The following is an 18997-nucleotide window of genomic DNA, read 5'->3' as shown; positions in this document are numbered from 1 at the left end:
GATAAAATATAATTTCCGTCATGTGTTTCAAAAAAGTCAACCTTGAGAATCTTCTATTTTATAGAAGACTTTTTTATTATATGTGCAACACTAACCAGACTCCTCTTTCAAATACAATAGGAAATGTAATTGACAATTAAATTTGTTAGCAGTTAGTAGCATGTAGTTAGTAAAATACAGTTGCTAGCTCTTGGTTCATAGTCCTTAGCTTTTTAGAAAAAGTTAGTAGGTAGTAGTTAGTTGTTAGTAAAAAAACTTGTTATGTTGTTGATGGATTCGTAATCCATCAACTTAAAATCGTAACAAAGGGGACAGACCTATCGTTGAACGCAGTGAAACAGGAGGCCTGCCCCCATATTTCCGCGATTACCTCTATCCACTAACCACCAAAAACTACATTTTAAAAGCAATTGACAATGGACAATGGACAATTAGAAAATACTTGTTAGTAGTTAGTAGGGTGTAGTTAGTAGTACGATCTTCAAAGCATTACTAAATCACGAAACACGGCTTTAACAAGTAACGGACCTCAACGCTTTACTTCTTAGGTCTAAGTAACGGACCACAAAGCATTACTTCTTTGGTCGAAGTAACGCACCTCCTAGGCTAGACTTCCTGGCCTAAGTAACGGACCTCAACGCTTTACTTCTTAGGTCTAAGTAACGGACCTCGCAGCCTGGCATCCTAGACAGAGTAACGGACGTCTTAGACTCTCTACCCAGGCCAAGTAACGGTCCCCAAAGGCTAGACCCTTAAGCATAGTAACGGACTTCACAGGCTAGACGTCCTTGGCAAAGTAAAAGTAACGGTCCCCGAAGGCTAGACTTCTCTGACTAAGTAACGGACCACAAAGCTTAACTCCTTGGCTAAAGTAACAGACCTCCTAGGCTAGACATCTCTGGCATAGTAACGGACAACAACGCCTTACTTCCTAGGTCTAAGTAACGGACAACAACGCCTTACTTCCTAGATCAAGTAACAATCCTCATATCATTTCTTCCCCGTCATACCATTTTTAATACTTTTGTAATCCAATTGTAACCTAAGTATAATAATAATCATATATAATTAAGATGGGTTTTTGTAGCTATATAAACAAAAGAATAAGTATGAAAGGGTGTCATAATGAAAAAAATACTTGGTGCTATAAGAAAAGCTGTACAAGATTATGATTTAATCCAAGATGGAGATAGAATTGCTGTAGGTGTATCTGGTGGTAAAGATAGTACAACTTTATTATATGGATTAAAATTGTTCCAAAGATTTAGTCCTGTTAAATATGAGCTAGAGGCTGTGACTATAGCACTTGGTTTTGAAGATTTTGACCTAACCCCTATAAAGGAATTCTGTAAAAAAATTGATGTCCCATATACAGTTAAAGATACATATATTGCTCAAGTTGTATTCGATATAAGAAAAGAAAAAAATCCTTGTTCCCTATGTGCAAGAATGAGGAGAGGAGCTATACATGATTTAATTAAGGAAAGGGGTTGTAATAAACTAGCACTTGGTCATCATGCAGATGATGCTATAGAAACCCTTTTTATGAGTATGTTATACGAAGGAAGGGTATGTACATTTTTACCTCAAACATACATGTCTAGAAAGGATATTCATGTAATTAGACCTATGGTATATGCAGAAGAACGTGAAATAATAGGGGCAGTCAGAAGAAATAATATCCCTACTGTCAAAAGTCCATGTCCAATGGATAAAAATAGTAAAAGAGAATATATGAAGCAACTTTTAAGGGATATATACAAAGATATACCAGGAGCTCGTGACAGACTTCTTACTGCTATTCAAAATAAGGACCAGTTTAGGCTTTGGTTTTAAGATAGTTACTTAACCTAAGAAGTTGGATTTCGTGGTCCGTTACTTGACCCGAGATGTCTAGCCTATGATGTCCGTTACTTAACCTTAGAAGTAATGCTTTGATGTCCGTTACTAGAAAAAAAGTTTTTGGTTATTAGTGGTTAGTGGTTGGTTTTTAATAATACTATGAAGATTATTGATTAGAAAACAATCGTAATAATTCCTTGCTATTAAAAGCAGTTCCTAGCTCTTTGCTCTCAGCTCTTAGTAAAATTAAAAACTTTTTGGCTAGGAACCAGAAACCAAGAGCTAACAACTGTATTTTTAGCGTTGTTGAGGGATTCGTAATCCCTCAACCTAATTCAACATTTACAATTTAAAATTCAACATTATGAAATGGAAAAAATTTTGCATTTCATTAATTGTTCATTGTTAATTGTAAATTGTAAATTCCTTAAGGGGTGTTTTAGCGTTGTTGAGGGATTCGTAATCCCTCAACTTAATTTAACATTTACAATTTAAAATTGATTCTTAGGTGGTGTTTAATAATGAATAAATATATAAGAAAAATAGTTAGTGGTATTGTTGGAGGAGCTTTACTTATATCTAGTAGTACCTTTGGAATATCAGATAGTTCTATATTAATTCACGAAAGAAAATGGGAAGAAAATATTTCTAGTGGAGTTATACTTGAAAAGATTCAAAGATTTACTTCAGCAGGTTGGCGTAACATAAATGTTTTAAGGGTAGATTTAGATGATAGATATACAGATATTGGAGTTCTTTTTAGTGATAAAGGAATATCGACTAGAGAAAAGCTTTCAAATATGGTAAAGGAAAAAGAGGCTATTGCTGGGATAAATGGAGATTTTTTCTCCACAGAGGCAAAACCTTATCCCCTTGGTGCTGTAATATCTGAAGGTAAAATTGTCTCTTCTCCATATGATTTTAATAAAGATCTTCCTGTCTTCTCTGTAGATGAAGATAAAAAACCACTAATATCTTATTGGAATTGGGAAATGAGCGTTATACCCGAAAATGGAAAGCCTATTAAAATATCTACCATAAATAAATATAGTAAATTTACTAATGTAGTAGTAATGTATAACAAACACTGGAACGGAAAAACTCCTGGCAATACCAACTATTCTGATATAGTGGAAGTATTAGTTGAAGACAATATAGTTAAAGATATAAGAATAGGACAGCCACCTACTGATATCCCTGAAGATGGTTATGTTTTAATCAGCAGAGGTCCAACAGGAATGAACTTAGCTAATAATTTTAATATAGGAGATAAAGTTAAAATTGATATAAAGGGTGAAATAGATTATAAAAAAATAAAAGCTGCTATAGGTGGCGGAACCTTCCTTGTTAAAGATGGAGAAAAAACAGATTTTACCCTTAATGTAAAAGGGAAGCACCCTAGAACTGCTTTAGGAATAACTAAAGATAGAGATGAACTTATAATGGTAACAATAGACGGTAGAGATACATCCTTTAAAGGTGTTGAATTAGACACATTAGCAGAAATAATGATAGATTTAGGTGCATATGAAGCAATCAATCTTGATGGTGGTGGCTCTACTACAATGGTAGTATCACCAAATGGAGTTGATAGCCCACAGGTTGTAAACCATCCATCAGATGGAAATGAAAGAAGAATAGTAAATGGTTTAGGCATTTTTAGTGATGCTCCCAAAAGAAGACTTGACTATATTCAGATTTTTACTGAAGATACAAATGTATTTGTTAATACTACACGAAAATTTTATGTAAAGGGCTATGATAAATACCATAATCCTGTAAAGATAGATTTAGATAGGGTAGATTTCGATATAGAAGGTGTCAAAGGTAGATTTAAAGATAATGTTTTTATGCCAGAAGAATCTGGAACAGCCACTATTAAAGCTGAATATAGAGGAAAAGAGGCAGAAATATATATAAGAGTATTAAATGAACTAAAGGATTTATATATAGAAAATGATAAATTCCATGTGGACATAGATGGTAAAGTAGATTTAGGAGAAATTTATGGTATAAATACAGAAGGCTTTACTGCAAAGATTAATCCAAATGATATAAACTGGCATATAATTGGAGATATTGGTAAAATTAGAGATGGTGTATTTTATAGTAGTAATAAGCCTAGCTCTGGTGCTATAGTAGCTTCAGTAGAAGATGCAGTAGAAAACATATTAGTTTCAGTTGGATATAGTGAGGTTGAAATAGAAGACTTTGAAGACTTAGATAATATAGAATTTATCCCTTATCCTGAAAGTGTAAAGGGTAATATTGAACTTGCCAATGAAGACAAAGAAGGAACATCATCTGTAAAGCTTAAGTACGACTTTACAGAATCAGAAGGTACAAGTGCTGGATATATCCTATTTGGTGAAGATGGATTAAAGCTTAAAGGCAGTCCCGACAAGATTGGTATGTGGATACATGGAAATAATAGCAATCATTGGATTAGGGGCAAAATAACTGATAGTAATGGAAATACCTATCCTATAGATTTTACTCAGCATGTTAATTGGAATGGATGGGAATGGGTTACAGCAGATATACCTAGAAATGTATCCTATCCTATTAAACTAAATAGAATATATGTAGTAGAAATTAATCCACTTAATTTTGATAAAGGAGAAATACTATTTGATGGATTAAAAGCCCTTTATAGAACACCCTTTAAGAATATAGAGCTTCCTAAAGAAACAGTGGTTAAGGATAATAAACAAAAACATGTAGAAGTTAATGAAAATGGTTATAAATTTATGGTTACAGGTGGAATTAATAAAATAGATAATTTATTAGATTATCAAATTTTAAAAAGAACCGAGAGCTATCTTAATAAGAATGAAGTAGGAATTGTTATGGATAAGTTAGATAAACAATACCTTGAAAATAACAATAAGCCTATACTAGAGGTTACATCAGGTTATTCTTCTTTTAAACATAAAGACACTTATTTTATCCAATTAGATAACTCAAAGGGTGGAATAAGACAGACTGATTATAATCAATGGATATGGTTAAAAAACAAACTACTAAATGTAGAGGAAAAAAATATAATAGTTGTACTACCTAAGCCTGTATTTGGTCCAAATGGTTTTGTTGATAAACTTGAAGCAGATCTTTTCCATGAAATCTTGTCAAACTACAGTAAAAACGGTAAAGATGTTTGGGTAATACATGGTGGTGATAAAATTAAGGTTAACTTAAAGGATGGTATAAGGTATATACAATTTAACAATCCTAAAATAGAAGAAACCAAAGATATATATAACCTTAAATATTTATCCTTTGCAGTAAATAATGGTGAAATAACATATGAAATATTACCAATGTTTAAAAGAAGCATCCAGTAAAATGGATGCTTTTTTTATTAAACAGGAAAAATATAGGCTTAATTTCCTATATATCCTTGAAAAATATGATTGTATAATTAAAATGGGAGAAAATTATTTTTTATAACTTTCATTAATTATTTTTCTTATTTCTATTTGTTTCCTAAAAAGTTGTTTAAATATTTTATCTTTAGTATAATCGGGGGTATTTACGTATTTGTATTCATAATAATATTTTACCCCGATTTTATAATTATTTGTTATTTTACCTGTAACCGCAAGTTTTGTCCCATCTTCAAAGAAGATCTTAAGTGATAATACATCCTCATAATTATGTTTTTTAACTTCAAAGTTACTAATAGAAAATGATAAACTACTTCCCCCAACTCTGAATATATCTACATTTACTTCAGTAGTAGGCCCTATTGTTAATCTTCCATTTAATTCCCAATGCATAGAAAATGTATCTACAAATGGTCTTAACTCCAATTTAGAAATATACACCTTGTCCTTTCCAAGATAATCTAATTTAACATCATATTCATTAATATTCTTTTTTCCTCTAACATATAGGCTTAATTTTTTTATTTCTCCTTTTTCAATATTAGAGAAATCAAAAAGATCTGTTTCAAAAACATAACCTTTATTAAACTGTCTTATAATTCCTTCAATAGTATATACATCTTTGTCAGTTGCTATAACTAATGTTGACCATATAATTGGATTTGAAAGTATATTTTCATTTTCAACCTTTGTCTTCATTAAAAGTTTCATTGCTATATTACATATTTTAGGGTCAAATTGTTTACCGCTATTAGCCTTTAGCTCCTTGACAATATAATTAATAGATTTTGGTTTTTTATAGCTCCTTATCGAAAGCATGGCATCTATAGAATCTGCTACACACATAATTCTACTTTCTAAAGGAATCTCTTCTCCTTTTAACCCGTCTGGATATCCCTTTCCATCAAACCTTTCATGATGATGTTTTGCTATTAAGGCTATTTCATCTATATCAAATCTAATCCTTGGTAATTTCTTTATTATTTTATAACTAAATATAGGGTGCTTTTTTATTAATTTGAATTCTTTTTCAGTAAGAAAAGAGGGTTTATTTAATATTTCGTTGCTTACATAAAGCTTACCTATATCGTGTAACATAGCAGCAATATATAGCCTTCCAATTCTTTCTTTATCAAAAGATAACTCTTTAGCTATGGCAACAGACCATTGGGCTACATTATAAAGGTGGGTAAGCATATATGGTTCCTTCTCTTTGATTGTTTCACACATTATAGAAACTACATTAAAAAATTCCTCAGTTTCTGTTTTTTTCATATGCCATAGCTGAAACATTCTGTAGACTAATGTTAATTCCTTTTCTATATTCTTATTATTAAGCTTGTCCATATCTACCCTATTATCTGCGTTAAAAGTACCTAAATATAAACATCCTATGATATCACCATAATCTGAGAGTAATGGTATGTATATTTCATGTTGAATTCCCTCTATAAAGGGTAAGTATTTATTAAAATCTTTTTTGTCTTTAGAAAAGGTTATTATTTCTTTATTTTTAACAACTAAATTTAATATACTATTAGGTAAATCTCTCCTTAAGTACTTAACCTCTTTAAAGGTTCTTTTAAAAGCACTATTATGTCTTTCAAATTTACTCTGTAAAACAATATAATCCTTATTTCTACTAACTGTTAAAAGTATAGCCACATCATAATTAATTAAATTAATAATTTTAAGTATAGAATCATCTAAACTTTCTTTAACATTTTTCTGTTTTACTAAAACATTATTAGTTTTTAGCAAAACATCACCCCCTTGTATTTAAGAAAAAAACACCTACCTTTACAGTTACAATAAAGGCAAGTGTATATATACTAAAAACTATATACAAAATTTTCGGTAACCTGGCAACCATAGTGATTAATTCACCTTAGGCCCATGGCTTTGCGTCCTTATCTTTCGATAAGTTTGCCCTTATCGTAATTCTGTTTTTGAAAAATTTATCTAGTTTTAATACTATTTTATAATATTTGTCATAAAAAGTAAATGTTACAAATATGTAATTTTCTATTTAGCTATCATATTTATAATTTAACCATTACACCTACTGTTAAAACAGTGAATAATATAACTAATATAGAATAATATATTTTTTTCATATAAATCCTCCCTTTAGATAAATTTTTTCATATATTATCCACCAAAAGAAAAAGTTTATACACTATAATTGGTAATTTTTTTACTCCTAATTTCATATATAAAATTAAGGGGGAGAAGCATTTGAAAGAAAATATTCAGAAAGAAGTATATTACAACGATAGATTTGCATCTGAAACCTTAGGAAGACATCTAAAGCCCTATTTAAAAAACGATATGATAATAATTTGTGTAGGAACAGATAAATGTATAGGAGACTGTCTTGGGCCTTTAGTGGGAACACTACTAAAAAAATCTAACTTCCCCTATCCCGTTTATGGAACATTAGGTTCTCCAATACATGCCTTGAATCTAAAAGAAAAACTAATAAATATAAAGCAAAGACATCCATTTAACTTTGCTATAGCAATTGATGCCTGTCTAGGTGAAGAAGAGAATATAGGTATTATACAGGTAAGACAAAGTCCAATCTTCCCTGGAAAAGGAGTAGGAAAAAACCTTCCTTCAATAGGAGATATATCAATTATAGGAATAGTAGATTCTTTAAAAAGTGATAACAACATTTCCCTCCACAATATTAGACTTGGATTTGTAATGGAAATGGCAGAAACTATAACTAGAGCATTAATAAAGGCAGCAAAATATTAGTTAAGATAAAATAAAGGGACAGATTTAGTTCTGTCCCTTTATTTTACTTTCATTATTATTCTCTTCTAAGACTTCTAAAAGCTTTACAATTACCTTTGCAACCTGTTCCCTTGTAAGGAAATCCTTAGGTCTAAACTCACCATCACTATAGCCTACCATTATTCCCTTTTCCTTCACAAGGTTTATAGGGTCTTTCTCTTTATTACCTAATATCTTTGAAACAATAATGGCTAGCTTCTTTCTAGTTATAGTTTCATATGGATTAAACTTTTTATTCTCATCCCCAGTCATAAAACCAGCCTTTGATACAGCCTTTATATAATTAATAGCCCATTTATCAATAACTTTTTTATCACTATATTTAAGCTGATAGTTATTATAATCAAGATTTAAGGCCTTTGTAAGGATAATAGCTATATCCTGTCTCGTTACAAGCTTCTTTGGATAAAAGTTTTTGTTTCCGTCCCCAGTAATAATACCCTTATTATAAAGCTTTAGTATATAATCCTTTGCCCAAGAATTTCCTATATCATTTAATGGATAATTTTTCTTAGGCTGTATTTTTCCTTCCTTTACTTTAAAAATCCAATTTCCAGCAATCCATCCATCTATATTCTCATTTTTAACCCTATACCAATAATATCCATTCTTTAGTTTAGGCCCATCTATAACCTGTAGTTTAGTTCCATCCTTTACTTTTGCTATAGTGGAGCCATCTGGTTTTCCTCTAACATTTAGTGAAGAAGTTACATCAACTTCAACTATATCACCTTTTTTATACACCTCAATATCCCCATAGTGGAATGGCTCTGGGGTTTCAAAATAAAGATTTTTACTAGGCAATCCCCTTTTAGGAAGTTTGCTTATATCAATAGGAGTTATCTTTTGCCCATATTCCTTTTCTGCTATCATATATACCAAGTCTTGATAGGCATGTTTTTTAGTCCATGTAGAAAACTTATATGGTATCATGTGGGGATTATTACTTTGGCTCCAGCCGTTATAGGCCCAAATTGCAAAATACCAGTGTTCTAGGATATTAGGATCCATATTCCCTATTTTAGGTAGTCTTTCATTAGCCATTTTCCACTTTCTAAGTAGAACATCTGCACCTGCTTCAATGTTATAATCTATATCATACATAAGCCTTTTAGTATCAAACCATCCATATTTATTAAAAACCTGCATTATACCAATGCTTCCACTTCTACCGGTATAAACTGTTCCATCTGAATCATACTGCTTAAATACACTTTCAACCCTAGCGATAGATTTTAATATAACTGAAGGTATTCCCCTCTTTTTAGCAACGGCTTCTATCTTTTTTTCTATTACCTCCCTTGGAGGGTTTTTTCTCATATCTTGTGAATATACTACACTTGACAATAATAATGATAATATCAAGGTAAATATCATTATTATTGAATGTTTCCTTTTCATGATTTTGCCTCCTTAGTCTCTTAGGTATCATCTCTTGCAGCCCTTATATATGTAAAACTAAAAATAAAAATTATTGCTGCAACTGCCCCAATGCTATCTATTACTACATCTTTTATTGTACCACTTCTTCCGGCTATAAATCTTTGGTTATATTCGTCAATTATAGCATATATTACAGGAATAATCCATGCAAAAATATATTTATATTTATCATTGATGTTTGTCGTGGATAAAATACCAAAAATTAAGATTGTTAAAATAAAGTATTCACCAAAATGACCAATTTTTCTTGTAACAAAATTAAAGGTTTTTATATTTCCATCCAGCCTAAAGTTTTTGGCAGCTCTGCTTATTTGTGTAGCTATTTTCATGCTATTTTCATCAGATATATCTCCCTCCTGAGAAGAAAAGGTGAAAATAACTATTAGCCATATTACAGTAAGAATTATAAAGATAATTCTTTTTTCCAAATTATATACCTCCACATTATATGTCTTGACAAGATTATTGTTACCTAAACATTCTATTTTATAACTGAAAAACCGGGACGGTTCTGTTTTTCAGTTTTGGAAAAAAATGGTGAAAAAGAGAACCGTCCCGGTTTGCATAACTTAAGAATAATGTCGAAAATGGATATAATGGACATAAAAAAGGACGGTAAAATTAATCTTTACCGTCCCTTTAATAGGCTAATATTACATTTCTGCTAATATTTCATCTTTCATCTCTTTAATCTTACCTTCAGCCTCTTCTTTAGTCTTGCCATTAGCTGACATATAAATCTTAAGCTTTGGCTCTGTTCCTGATGGTCTTAAGGCATACCATGAACCATCTTCAAATTCAAATTTTAGAACATTTGACTTAGGAAGTTCAATATCTTCAGTTACATCCTTAACTAAGTCAAAGCTCTTTCTAACTTTATAATCACTATATCTTACTAGCTTTAATCCTGCTATTTCAGAAGGATAGCTTTCTCTAAACTTCTCCATTGTTGCTTCTATTTTTCTTTTACCTTCAACACCCTCTAGTTTAATTGAGTGTAGGTTTTCAACATAATATCCATACTTTTCATATAAGTCTTGTAATGCCTCATATAGTGTTAATCCCTTACTCTTATAGTATGCTGCCATCTCGCATATTAACATAGATGATATAACTCCATCTTTATCCCTTACAAATTTTCCTGTAAGATATCCAAAGCTTTCTTCATATCCAAATAGGAATTCCTTATTTTTCTTTTCTTCAAACTCCTTAATCTTTTCACCAATAAATTTAAAGCCAGTTAATGTGTTTATAGTTTCTACTCCATAGCTTTCTGCTATTACCTTTCCTAAATCACTTGTAACTATAGTTTTTACCATAACACCATTTGAAGGTAATTTACCCTTTTCCTTAAGGCTTGATAATATGTAGTCTAATAATAATGCTCCTGTCTGGTTACCATTTAATACTTGATATTTTCCATCTTTATTTCTAGCAACAACTCCTACCCTGTCACAGTCTGGGTCTGTACCTAATAGTATGTCTGCATCTACTTCTTCTCCTATCTTTCTAGCCAATTCAAATGCAGCAGGGTCCTCTGGATTAGGATAATCTACTGTTGAAAAGTTAGGATCAGGCTTTTCTTGCTCTTTTACAACATATACATTTTTGTATCCTAATTCATCTAAAACCCTTCTTATAGGAACATTACCTGTACCATGTAATGGAGTAAATACTATCTTTATATCTTTATCTACATTATCCCTTATACTAAGTTCCTTTACTTTATTAACATATACATCATCAACTTCTTTTCCTATTACATTAAATAATTCCTTATCTTTAGCCTCTTTTTCATCAATAGTCTTAACCTGAGAATAGTCATTAATTTCGTCTATCTTTTCTATAACCTCATTGGCACGCTTTGGTACTATTTGTCCACCATCTTCCCAGTAAACCTTATAGCCATTATATTCTGGTGGATTATGACTAGCTGTTATAACAATACCTGCAGCTGCATTTAAATGTCTTACTGTAAAGGATAATTCAGGTGTTGGTCTTAAGTCATCAAAAACGTATGTCTTAATACCATTTGCATTTAATACTAAAGCTGCAGTTTTAGTAAATTCCTTTGACTTATGCCTTGAATCATGGGCAATAACTACTCCCCTTTTAGCATAGTCTTCTCCCTTAGATAATATGTAGTTTGCTAACCCTTGAGTTGCTTTAGAAACAGTGTACTTATTCATTCTATTAGTACCTGCTCCAATTTTTCCTCTTAAACCACCAGTACCAAATTTAAGGTCTGTATAGAATCTGTCTTCAATTTCCTCTTTATTCCCCTCAATTCCCCTTAATTCTTCCTTAGTTTCCTCATCAAAATACTTACTTTCCAACCAACTCTTATATTTTTCCATAAAATCCTTCATAATTTGTCCCCCTCTGCTTTTTCTATTGTCCATTTAAATAGTGAGGGATTTTTTTATCCCCCACTATTTTTAAACATTGTCTAAAGAGACACGCTTTTTTTTAGTAATATTATAAACTAGTTCGTTTACCCATTCAATTCCTTCTTGAGCATATTCAATATCACAATATTCAAAATCAGGCTCAAATATTACAGGTATTTTGTTATTATAGTTTAATACTATATTTAATGTTTCCTCAATATCTATCCAGCCATTTTCCCTTTTTTGACTTGGATGGACTGGAATATGTCCATATCTCTCATAGTCCTTTAATCCTCTAGTATTCCAAATATGCATAGCTTTAATAGTTGGAAGCATTTTCTCTAATTCTTTAAAATAGTCCATACCATTCATCTTACAAGATATATAAAGGTGCCCTATATCTAGACATAAACCTAAATTTTTACTATCCCTTACTAAATTTACCCACTCTTCAGGACTATTAAACCTATTATTATAGCCAACATATTCTAAATAAATTGGTACATTATACTTTTCACTTAAATTGTCAAGTCTTTTAGCACTCTCTTTAGCTAAGTTTAAAAGTTCCTTATCACTTACCTTATTATCAATATCCTTAGAAGCAAAATGTACCACTACATGGTCTGTAGGTAAGCTTTTTGCCATCTTAAGGTTTATCTCAAGTATCTCAAAAGTGGCATCCCTTAACCTACTATTACTATTTAAATAATATGTAACAGTAGGGTCAACCTGATAAAAAACAGGAGCATGATAAGATACCTTAACAGGGTATTTTTTTGACAATTTAAGTAAAGATGTTATTTCCTTTGCTCCTGAAAATTTATGACATAACTGAACAATACTAAAATTGTTTTTTCTTATATAATCTATGCCAACATTGTGAATAGAAATCCCAAGTTGTCGATTCATTCCTTCTCCCCCTTGAGGCATTTCAACATTATTAAATACTTATACATATAATAGTATGCTAATAGAAGTTCTTTGTATACACATTTTTCAAAAAAATTAATAAGTAAATATTTGTATCTATATTTATTTAACTAGTTATTATCTTAACATATAATATAATTATAACACAATATATGGAAGTTAATATTTATACATTTTATTTCTCTTTTTTATTTTATATAAATAATAAAAACTACATCCTAATTAGGATGTAGTTTTTATTTACACTTTAAATTTTACAATAGCCGATTGTAGCTCTTGAGCAAGTTCAGACAATGCTTCACTGGCATTTGCTATTTCTTCCATTGAAGCTGATTGTTCTTCTATAGAAGCAGAAGCCTCTTCTGTTGAAGCAGCATTTTCTTCAGATATAGCAGATAAATTCTCCATAACTGATAATATTTCGTTTTTCTTTTCTGTCAATTGTTTTCCAGATACATTTAACTTATTAATTATATCTTTAGTCTTTTCTATTGAATCAGCAATACCTTCAAATTTCTCTCTAGTATCCTCAACACTTTCATTTTGTTCTTTTATATATTTTGTTGTTTTTTCCATTGTATCTACTGCATCTTTAGATTTAACCTGCAGGTCATTTACAACCTCTTCTATTTCTTTAGTAAACTGGTCAGTTTCTTCTGCCAATTTCCTTATTTCATCAGCTACAACTGCAAATCCCTTACCAGCCTCTCCTGCCCTTGCAGCCTCTATTGCAGCATTAAGGGCTAATAGGTTTATCTGTTCTGCAATATTTTGTATCATCTTACTTGAAGCACTGATTTTTTCTGTACTTTCGTTAGTTTCTAAAACTACCCTGTGAACTTCCTGTGAAGCTTTACTGTTTTGTTCTGTTCTTTCAGTCAGCTCTTGAATTGATTTAATACCCTCATCTTTAAGCTCATCAACTTTATTAGCAGCAATGTTTAATTGACTCATAAGCTCTTGGTCCCCTTCTACAATCTCTCCAAGTTCATTTGTCTTTTGAGCACCTTTTTCTGTATCCTCAGCTTGTTCATTGGCACTTTTGGCAATTTCCTCTATGGTTCTAGCTACTTCCTCAGCTGCTGTAGTTGATTGCTGTGATGTAGCAGTTAGTTGTTGTGATGATGATGCAAGCTGTTCTGATGAACTTTGTACATTTTTAATAAGAACGCCTAAATCTTTTATCATTTGATTTAATGTTTTAGCTAATGTTCCTATTTCATCTTTTGTTTTAACCTTACATTTGACTGTGAAATCACCAGAACCAATCTTTTTAACATCCTCTACTAAATTGTTAAGGGAACTTGTAATAAACCTAGAGAAAAATAGTCCTAGTAATATAGCAACAACAAGTACTATAATACCGTTCCTTATACTATTTCTAAAGATGATTGAAGTATCTTCTTCTATTTCACTATAAGGTATTATACCAACTATTTTCCAACCAGTTTTACTTATTGTGTTAAAAATTCCCAATCTCTCTGTTCCTTCAAAAGTAAAATCTAAGTTCCCAGCATCTTTTGATGTTATTGCATTAACTAATTCTTCAATAGGTACCCTTTTTCCCACAAGCTCAGGGTCTGGATGTGCCATTGTTATTCCTTTAGAATCTGTTAATGCCAAATATCCTTTTTCACCTAACTTAATATTATTAACTACGTTTGTTAATGTATCAAGACTTATGTCAATCGAAACAACACCTACAAATTCTCCATAATTTCTCTCATTATATACAGGTTTTGCAACAGAAACTACTAGTTTCCCAGAACCTGCATCTTTGTAAGCCTCCGTCCAAATAATTCCGTCAGTCTCAACTGCAGCTTTGTACCATGGTCTAGTTCTTGGGTCATAATCATCTCCAAGGTCTTGTTCTGGATATATAAACATCTGTCCAGTCTGTGTTCCGATGTAAATATTCATGATATTTTCATCTGAATCTTTTATTCCTTTAAAAGTTTCCATCATCCATGTCCTAGAATCAGGGTTAACTAACACCTGCTGTACATTTGGATCACTACTTAATATATTTACTGTTTTTTCAACTGAATCCATAAAAACATCAGTAACATTTACAACCTGTTCTACAGTCTCACTTGAAGTTACTTTTAATTCTTCTGCTAAAATAGTTTGTCCATCTTTAAAATTGTTATATCCTAAAAAAACTGTAAGCATTGTTACCAACACCATAAGTACAATAATCATTTTCCAGCGTATAGACATAGGGCTCCCCTCCTTTTTATTAAATATACCCTAATTTTCCAATTTTCAAAAAATTTCTACATTAATTTATATTCTACATTTCTTTACATTCTCCTTTAAAATTTGTTACTTGACCCATGGAGTAAAGCTTTGAGGTCCGTTACTTAGACCAAAGAAGCCATACTCTGATGTCCGTTACTTTGCCAAGGACGTCTAGCCTGTGAAGTCCGTTACTATACCTTAGAAGAGAAACTAAGATGTCCGTTACTTAGGCCAGGAAGTAATGCTATGTGGTCCGTTACTTAACCTAAGACGTCTAGCCTATGAGGACCGTTACTAAACCAATGAAGCCGAACTTCGAAGTCCGTTACTTATCCTAGGGAGTAAAGCTCTGATGTCCGTTACCTGACCAAAGAAGAAAATTCTCCGACGTCCGTTTCTTATTTTCTAATTGTCAATTGTCCATTATCAATTCTCAATTGCTTTTTAAATGCAGTTTTTGGTGGTTAGTGGGTAGTGGTTGGGTTTGTTGTTGAGGGATTCGTAATCCCTCAACAACGTTTAAGCTAAGGACTAGGAACCAAAAGCTAGCAACTGTATTTTACTAACTACAGGCTACTAACTACTAACAAATATATTCTCAATTGCATTATCTTCATTTACCTCGTGCAACTTGGGAACAGGTCTTAGTTTCACTTCGTTCAACTATAGATCTGTCCCCCGTTTTACTTGTTTTATGAGGACCGTTGTTGTTGAGGGACGCCCACGTCCCTCAACATGTTTTGTTTACAATTCTCAATTGTATTTCTAATTCTCAATTGTCCATTATCAATTCTCAATTGTATTCCCTAACCACTAACCACTAATAACTATTATTTTCTTTTAATTCTCAATTCTCAATTTTCCATTCTCAATTGTATTTATCATATTGTCAATTAATTTCCCCTCATTTACAAAAATAAAAATAACGCTTCTTCTAATATTAGAAGAAGCGTTATTTTTCACGTACTATTTTAAATTTTCCTCATAGTATTTTTTAAATTGTGGTAAATACTCTATATTCTCTCTTATAATATCATCTAACATCTTCTTAGCTATCTCTGAATCAGTAACTAATGGATTCATTGTTAGTGCCTGTAAAGCTCTATTATAGTCACCAGTTACAGCTGCCTCTACAGTCATTTCTTCATATGCTTTAACTACTTGCATTAAACCTCTAATTTTAGTTTCTACATGTCCTGTATTTAAAGGCATAGGTCCATGTTTAGTTATTACACAACTAGTTTCTACTGCTACATCTTCTGGTAAATCTGATATAGCACCATTATTTTGAACATTTACTGGCATTATGATTCTTTTATCATTATATATTGCATTTATTAGCTCACATGCAGCATCTGAATAATATTGTCCTCCTCTTTGTTCAAGCTGCTTAGGTTTCTCAGCAAGATTTGGATCCTTATATAATTCGAATAACTCAGCTTCTACCTTTTTAACAACTTCTCCCCTTGTTCCTTCAGTTTTTGCTGCCTCAATTTCTTCCTTTAGCATTTTATCTGTCAGGTAGAAATATCTATGATATGGACATGGTAACATATTTAAGTCTAGAAGGTGTTCTTTTACCCATCCCATATCTGGTATATTTTTAGCAGTAAAGTTAACTCCATCAGCTAATTTTTCAACTACCTTTCTTGTTACATCTTTTCCTTTATAATATATCTTTCTACCCCATACTAAATGGTTTAATCCTGCAAAATGAACTAATACATCATCTTTATCAGCTTCTAAAACTTGAGCGGCTATCATATGCATTAGAATTGGTACATTACATAATCCAACAACCTTTATATTAGTATGCTTAAGTACAGTTTCAGTAATTATTCCAGAAGGATTTGTAAAGTTTACAAGCCATGCATCTGGGCAAAGTTCCTCCATATCTTTACATATATCTAATATTACAGGTATTGTTCTTAATGCCTTAGCAAATCCTCCTGCCCCTGTAGTTTCTTGTCCTATACAATTATATCTTAGAGGTATTTTTTCATCTCTAATCCTAGCATCTAAAAGTCCTACCCTAAATTGAGTAGTAACAAAATCTGCGTCTTTTAATGCCTCTCTTCTATCTAAAGTTAATTTAATTTCACAATCTACTCCAGCCTTTTCAACCATTCTCTTTGCTAAATTCCCTACTATTTCAAGTTTTTCTCTACCTTCTTCAATATCTACCAGCCAAATTTCCTTTACTGGTAGTTCATGGTGTCTATTTATAAATCCTTCAATTATCTCAGGAGTATAACTAGAGCCACCACCAATTGTTGCAATTTTAAGTCCTTTCTTTGTCACTATTTTCACACCCCTTTTAAATTTTTTATGCTGTTTCTGCCTTACTATTTTCTTCATTATTATTTAGCCTACTGTAAAGGCTTACCATTTCCTCAATTAAGTCTTTAGCAAGTATTGAGTTCATCAAATGGTCTTGGGCATGAACCATTAATAGATTAACCTCAACATTGTCTCCACCTGCTTCTTTTTGAAGCATATCAGTTTGAATTTTATGAGCTGATAAAATCTTTTCTTTGCAGTTTTTTAAACTCTTTTCTGCTTTATGAAATTCGCCTTCTTTAGCATATTTTAAAGCTTTAAAAGCTGAACTTTTTGCATCCCCTGCATTGACTATTATCTGCATTGCTATACTTTGTATATCCATTGATATCCCTCCTTAAGCTGCTACCTTATCCTCTTGATCCTGCTCTGTTCTATTTTCATGAATTTTTACAAATGGATAATATATCATTCCAGATACCACTGCTAGGACTAAAACTAATATAGCCGCCTTTATATCCCATCCTGCAGCCCACATTGCACCAATAGGTGCTGGTGTTGTCCATGGTGGTAATGCTACAATTCTAGAAACTAGGCCTAATTTTAGTACTATATATGCAATAGTACCGTTTACAATTGGGGCTAAAACAAATGGTATAAAGAATACGGGATTCATTACTATTGGTGTACCAAATATTACAGGTTCATTAATATTGAAAAGAGCAGGTAATATTGCCACCTTACCTATAGATTTTAAATGTGATGATTTACTCTTTAAGTAAAGCATGGTAAGGGCTAATGTTGCACCAGAACCTCCTATTACGATATAAAATGCCCAGAATGGTTCCATAAAGATCTTAGGCAAAGCCTCTCCCATCCTTAATGCCTCTTGATTTGCTGCAAGATTAGTTAACCAGAAAGTCTGCATAATTCCAGATACTATACTTGCTCCGTGGATTCCTGCAAACCATAACAAGTGACATAATAATGCTGCAATTATTACTGCACCTAGACTATCAGAAGCAATTAATAAAGGTTCAAATAGTTTCATTATTGCTGCAGGTATTGACATTCCAGTTGTTGTTTTAACTAATATACTTAGTGGATAGAAAATAATAACACACATAAATACAGGTATTAATGCTTCAAAAGAAACCGCTATCCTTGGAGGTACCCCTTCAGGTAATTTTATTGTCCAATTTTTCTTCTTTAAAAATCTCAATATTTCAATTGAAAAGATTGATGTTAATATTGCAGTAAAGATACCTGTTCCTCCTAAGAAAGCTGTTGGTAATCCTCCATCCTTCATTTGAGCTGCTACAAGTAAGAAAGACATTAATGAAAGCATTCCTCCAGATAATGCATCTAAACCATAAGATTTAGCTAAACTGTAACCTATTCCAATAGATATAAAAATAGTCATAATACCCATTGTCATATTAAAAGGCATCATTAAGTTATCAAAATACTTGCTAGCAAAATTCATCCAAGCCTTAGCTAAGAAAAAGTTAGTCCCCTCTTTAAAGGGTGGAAACGCAAGTATCAATAGAAAACTTCCTACTATCATTAAAGGCATTGCAGAAATAAAACCATCTCTAATTGCTAATATGTGTCTTTGGTTTCCAAACTTAGCCATAATAGGCACAAATTTTTCTTCCAACCAATTAAAAAATTTGTTCATTT

General features: G+C 31.7%; 12 protein-coding genes and 1 riboswitch. Of the genes, 3 read left to right on the top strand and 9 right to left on the bottom strand.

What is annotated here, in order from left to right:
- Positions 1-1125 precede the first annotated feature (1125 nt).
- Positions 1126-1836, top strand: a complete 711-nt coding sequence (locus BET03_RS07090) for a tRNA 2-thiocytidine biosynthesis TtcA family protein (protein ID WP_120168760.1) — start codon at positions 1126-1128, stop codon at positions 1834-1836.
- 527 nt (positions 1837-2363) lie between these two features.
- A complete protein-coding gene (locus BET03_RS07085; RefSeq protein ID WP_120168758.1) occupies positions 2364-5186 on the top strand; it encodes a phosphodiester glycosidase family protein in 2823 nt (940 codons plus the stop codon).
- A 93-nt stretch (positions 5187-5279) separates the two neighbouring features.
- On the opposite strand, the gene BET03_RS07080 is transcribed toward BET03_RS07085, so the two are convergent.
- Positions 5280-6989 carry an HD-GYP domain-containing protein gene (locus BET03_RS07080; protein WP_120168756.1) on the bottom strand — a complete coding sequence of 570 codons (1710 nt, stop codon included), beginning with the start codon at positions 6987-6989 and terminating at the stop codon, positions 5280-5282.
- Positions 6990-7081: 92 nt separating this feature from the next.
- Positions 7082-7169, bottom strand: a riboswitch (cyclic di-GMP riboswitch).
- A gap of 297 nt (positions 7170-7466) precedes the next feature.
- On the opposite strand from BET03_RS07080, the gene yyaC reads away from it, so the two are divergent.
- Positions 7467-7991 (top strand): spore protease YyaC, encoded by a 525-nt coding sequence (yyaC, locus tag BET03_RS07075; RefSeq protein ID WP_243096882.1) that lies wholly within the window; start codon positions 7467-7469, stop codon positions 7989-7991.
- A 24-nt stretch (positions 7992-8015) separates the two neighbouring features.
- Here yyaC and BET03_RS07070 read toward each other — a convergent pair whose 3' ends face one another.
- The 8 genes from BET03_RS07070 to BET03_RS07035 all read right to left on the bottom strand — a co-directional run bounded on the left by BET03_RS07070 (position 8016) and on the right by BET03_RS07035 (position 18995).
- Positions 8016-9431 carry an S-layer homology domain-containing protein gene (locus tag BET03_RS07070; RefSeq protein ID WP_120168754.1) on the bottom strand — a complete coding sequence of 472 codons (1416 nt, stop codon included), beginning with the start codon at positions 9429-9431 and terminating at the stop codon, positions 8016-8018.
- 20 nt (positions 9432-9451) lie between these two features.
- Positions 9452-9901: a VanZ family protein gene (locus BET03_RS07065; protein ID WP_183108769.1), complete on the bottom strand. Its 450-nt coding sequence runs from the start codon at positions 9899-9901 to the stop codon at positions 9452-9454.
- Positions 9902-10126: 225 nt separating this feature from the next.
- Complete coding sequence (locus tag BET03_RS07060; RefSeq protein ID WP_243096881.1) at positions 10127-11842, bottom strand: phospho-sugar mutase; 1716 nt, start codon at positions 11840-11842, stop codon at positions 10127-10129.
- 69 nt (positions 11843-11911) lie between these two features.
- Positions 11912-12772: a sugar phosphate isomerase/epimerase family protein gene (locus tag BET03_RS07055; RefSeq protein WP_120168749.1), complete on the bottom strand. Its 861-nt coding sequence runs from the start codon at positions 12770-12772 to the stop codon at positions 11912-11914.
- 261 nt (positions 12773-13033) lie between these two features.
- Complete coding sequence (locus BET03_RS07050) at positions 13034-15013, bottom strand: methyl-accepting chemotaxis protein (protein ID WP_120168747.1); 1980 nt, start codon at positions 15011-15013, stop codon at positions 13034-13036.
- A 987-nt stretch (positions 15014-16000) separates the two neighbouring features.
- On the bottom strand, positions 16001-17335 hold the full coding sequence (locus BET03_RS07045; protein ID WP_120168745.1) for a 6-phospho-beta-glucosidase: 1335 nt from the start codon (positions 17333-17335) through the stop codon (positions 16001-16003).
- 25 nt (positions 17336-17360) lie between these two features.
- A complete protein-coding gene (locus BET03_RS07040) occupies positions 17361-17699 on the bottom strand; it encodes a PTS lactose/cellobiose transporter subunit IIA (protein WP_120168743.1) in 339 nt (112 codons plus the stop codon).
- Between the two features lie 12 nt (positions 17700-17711).
- On the bottom strand, positions 17712-18995 hold the full coding sequence (locus BET03_RS07035; RefSeq protein ID WP_120168741.1) for a PTS sugar transporter subunit IIC: 1284 nt from the start codon (positions 18993-18995) through the stop codon (positions 17712-17714).
- Positions 18996-18997 lie beyond the last annotated feature (2 nt).

The organism is Thermohalobacter berrensis (genome assembly GCF_003609645.1).
GTDB classification, from domain to species: Bacteria; Bacillota; Clostridia; order Tissierellales; family Thermohalobacteraceae; genus Thermohalobacter; species Thermohalobacter berrensis.
Note: the sequence above shows the minus strand (reverse complement) of the source record. Positions and strands in the feature narration are given on the sequence as shown.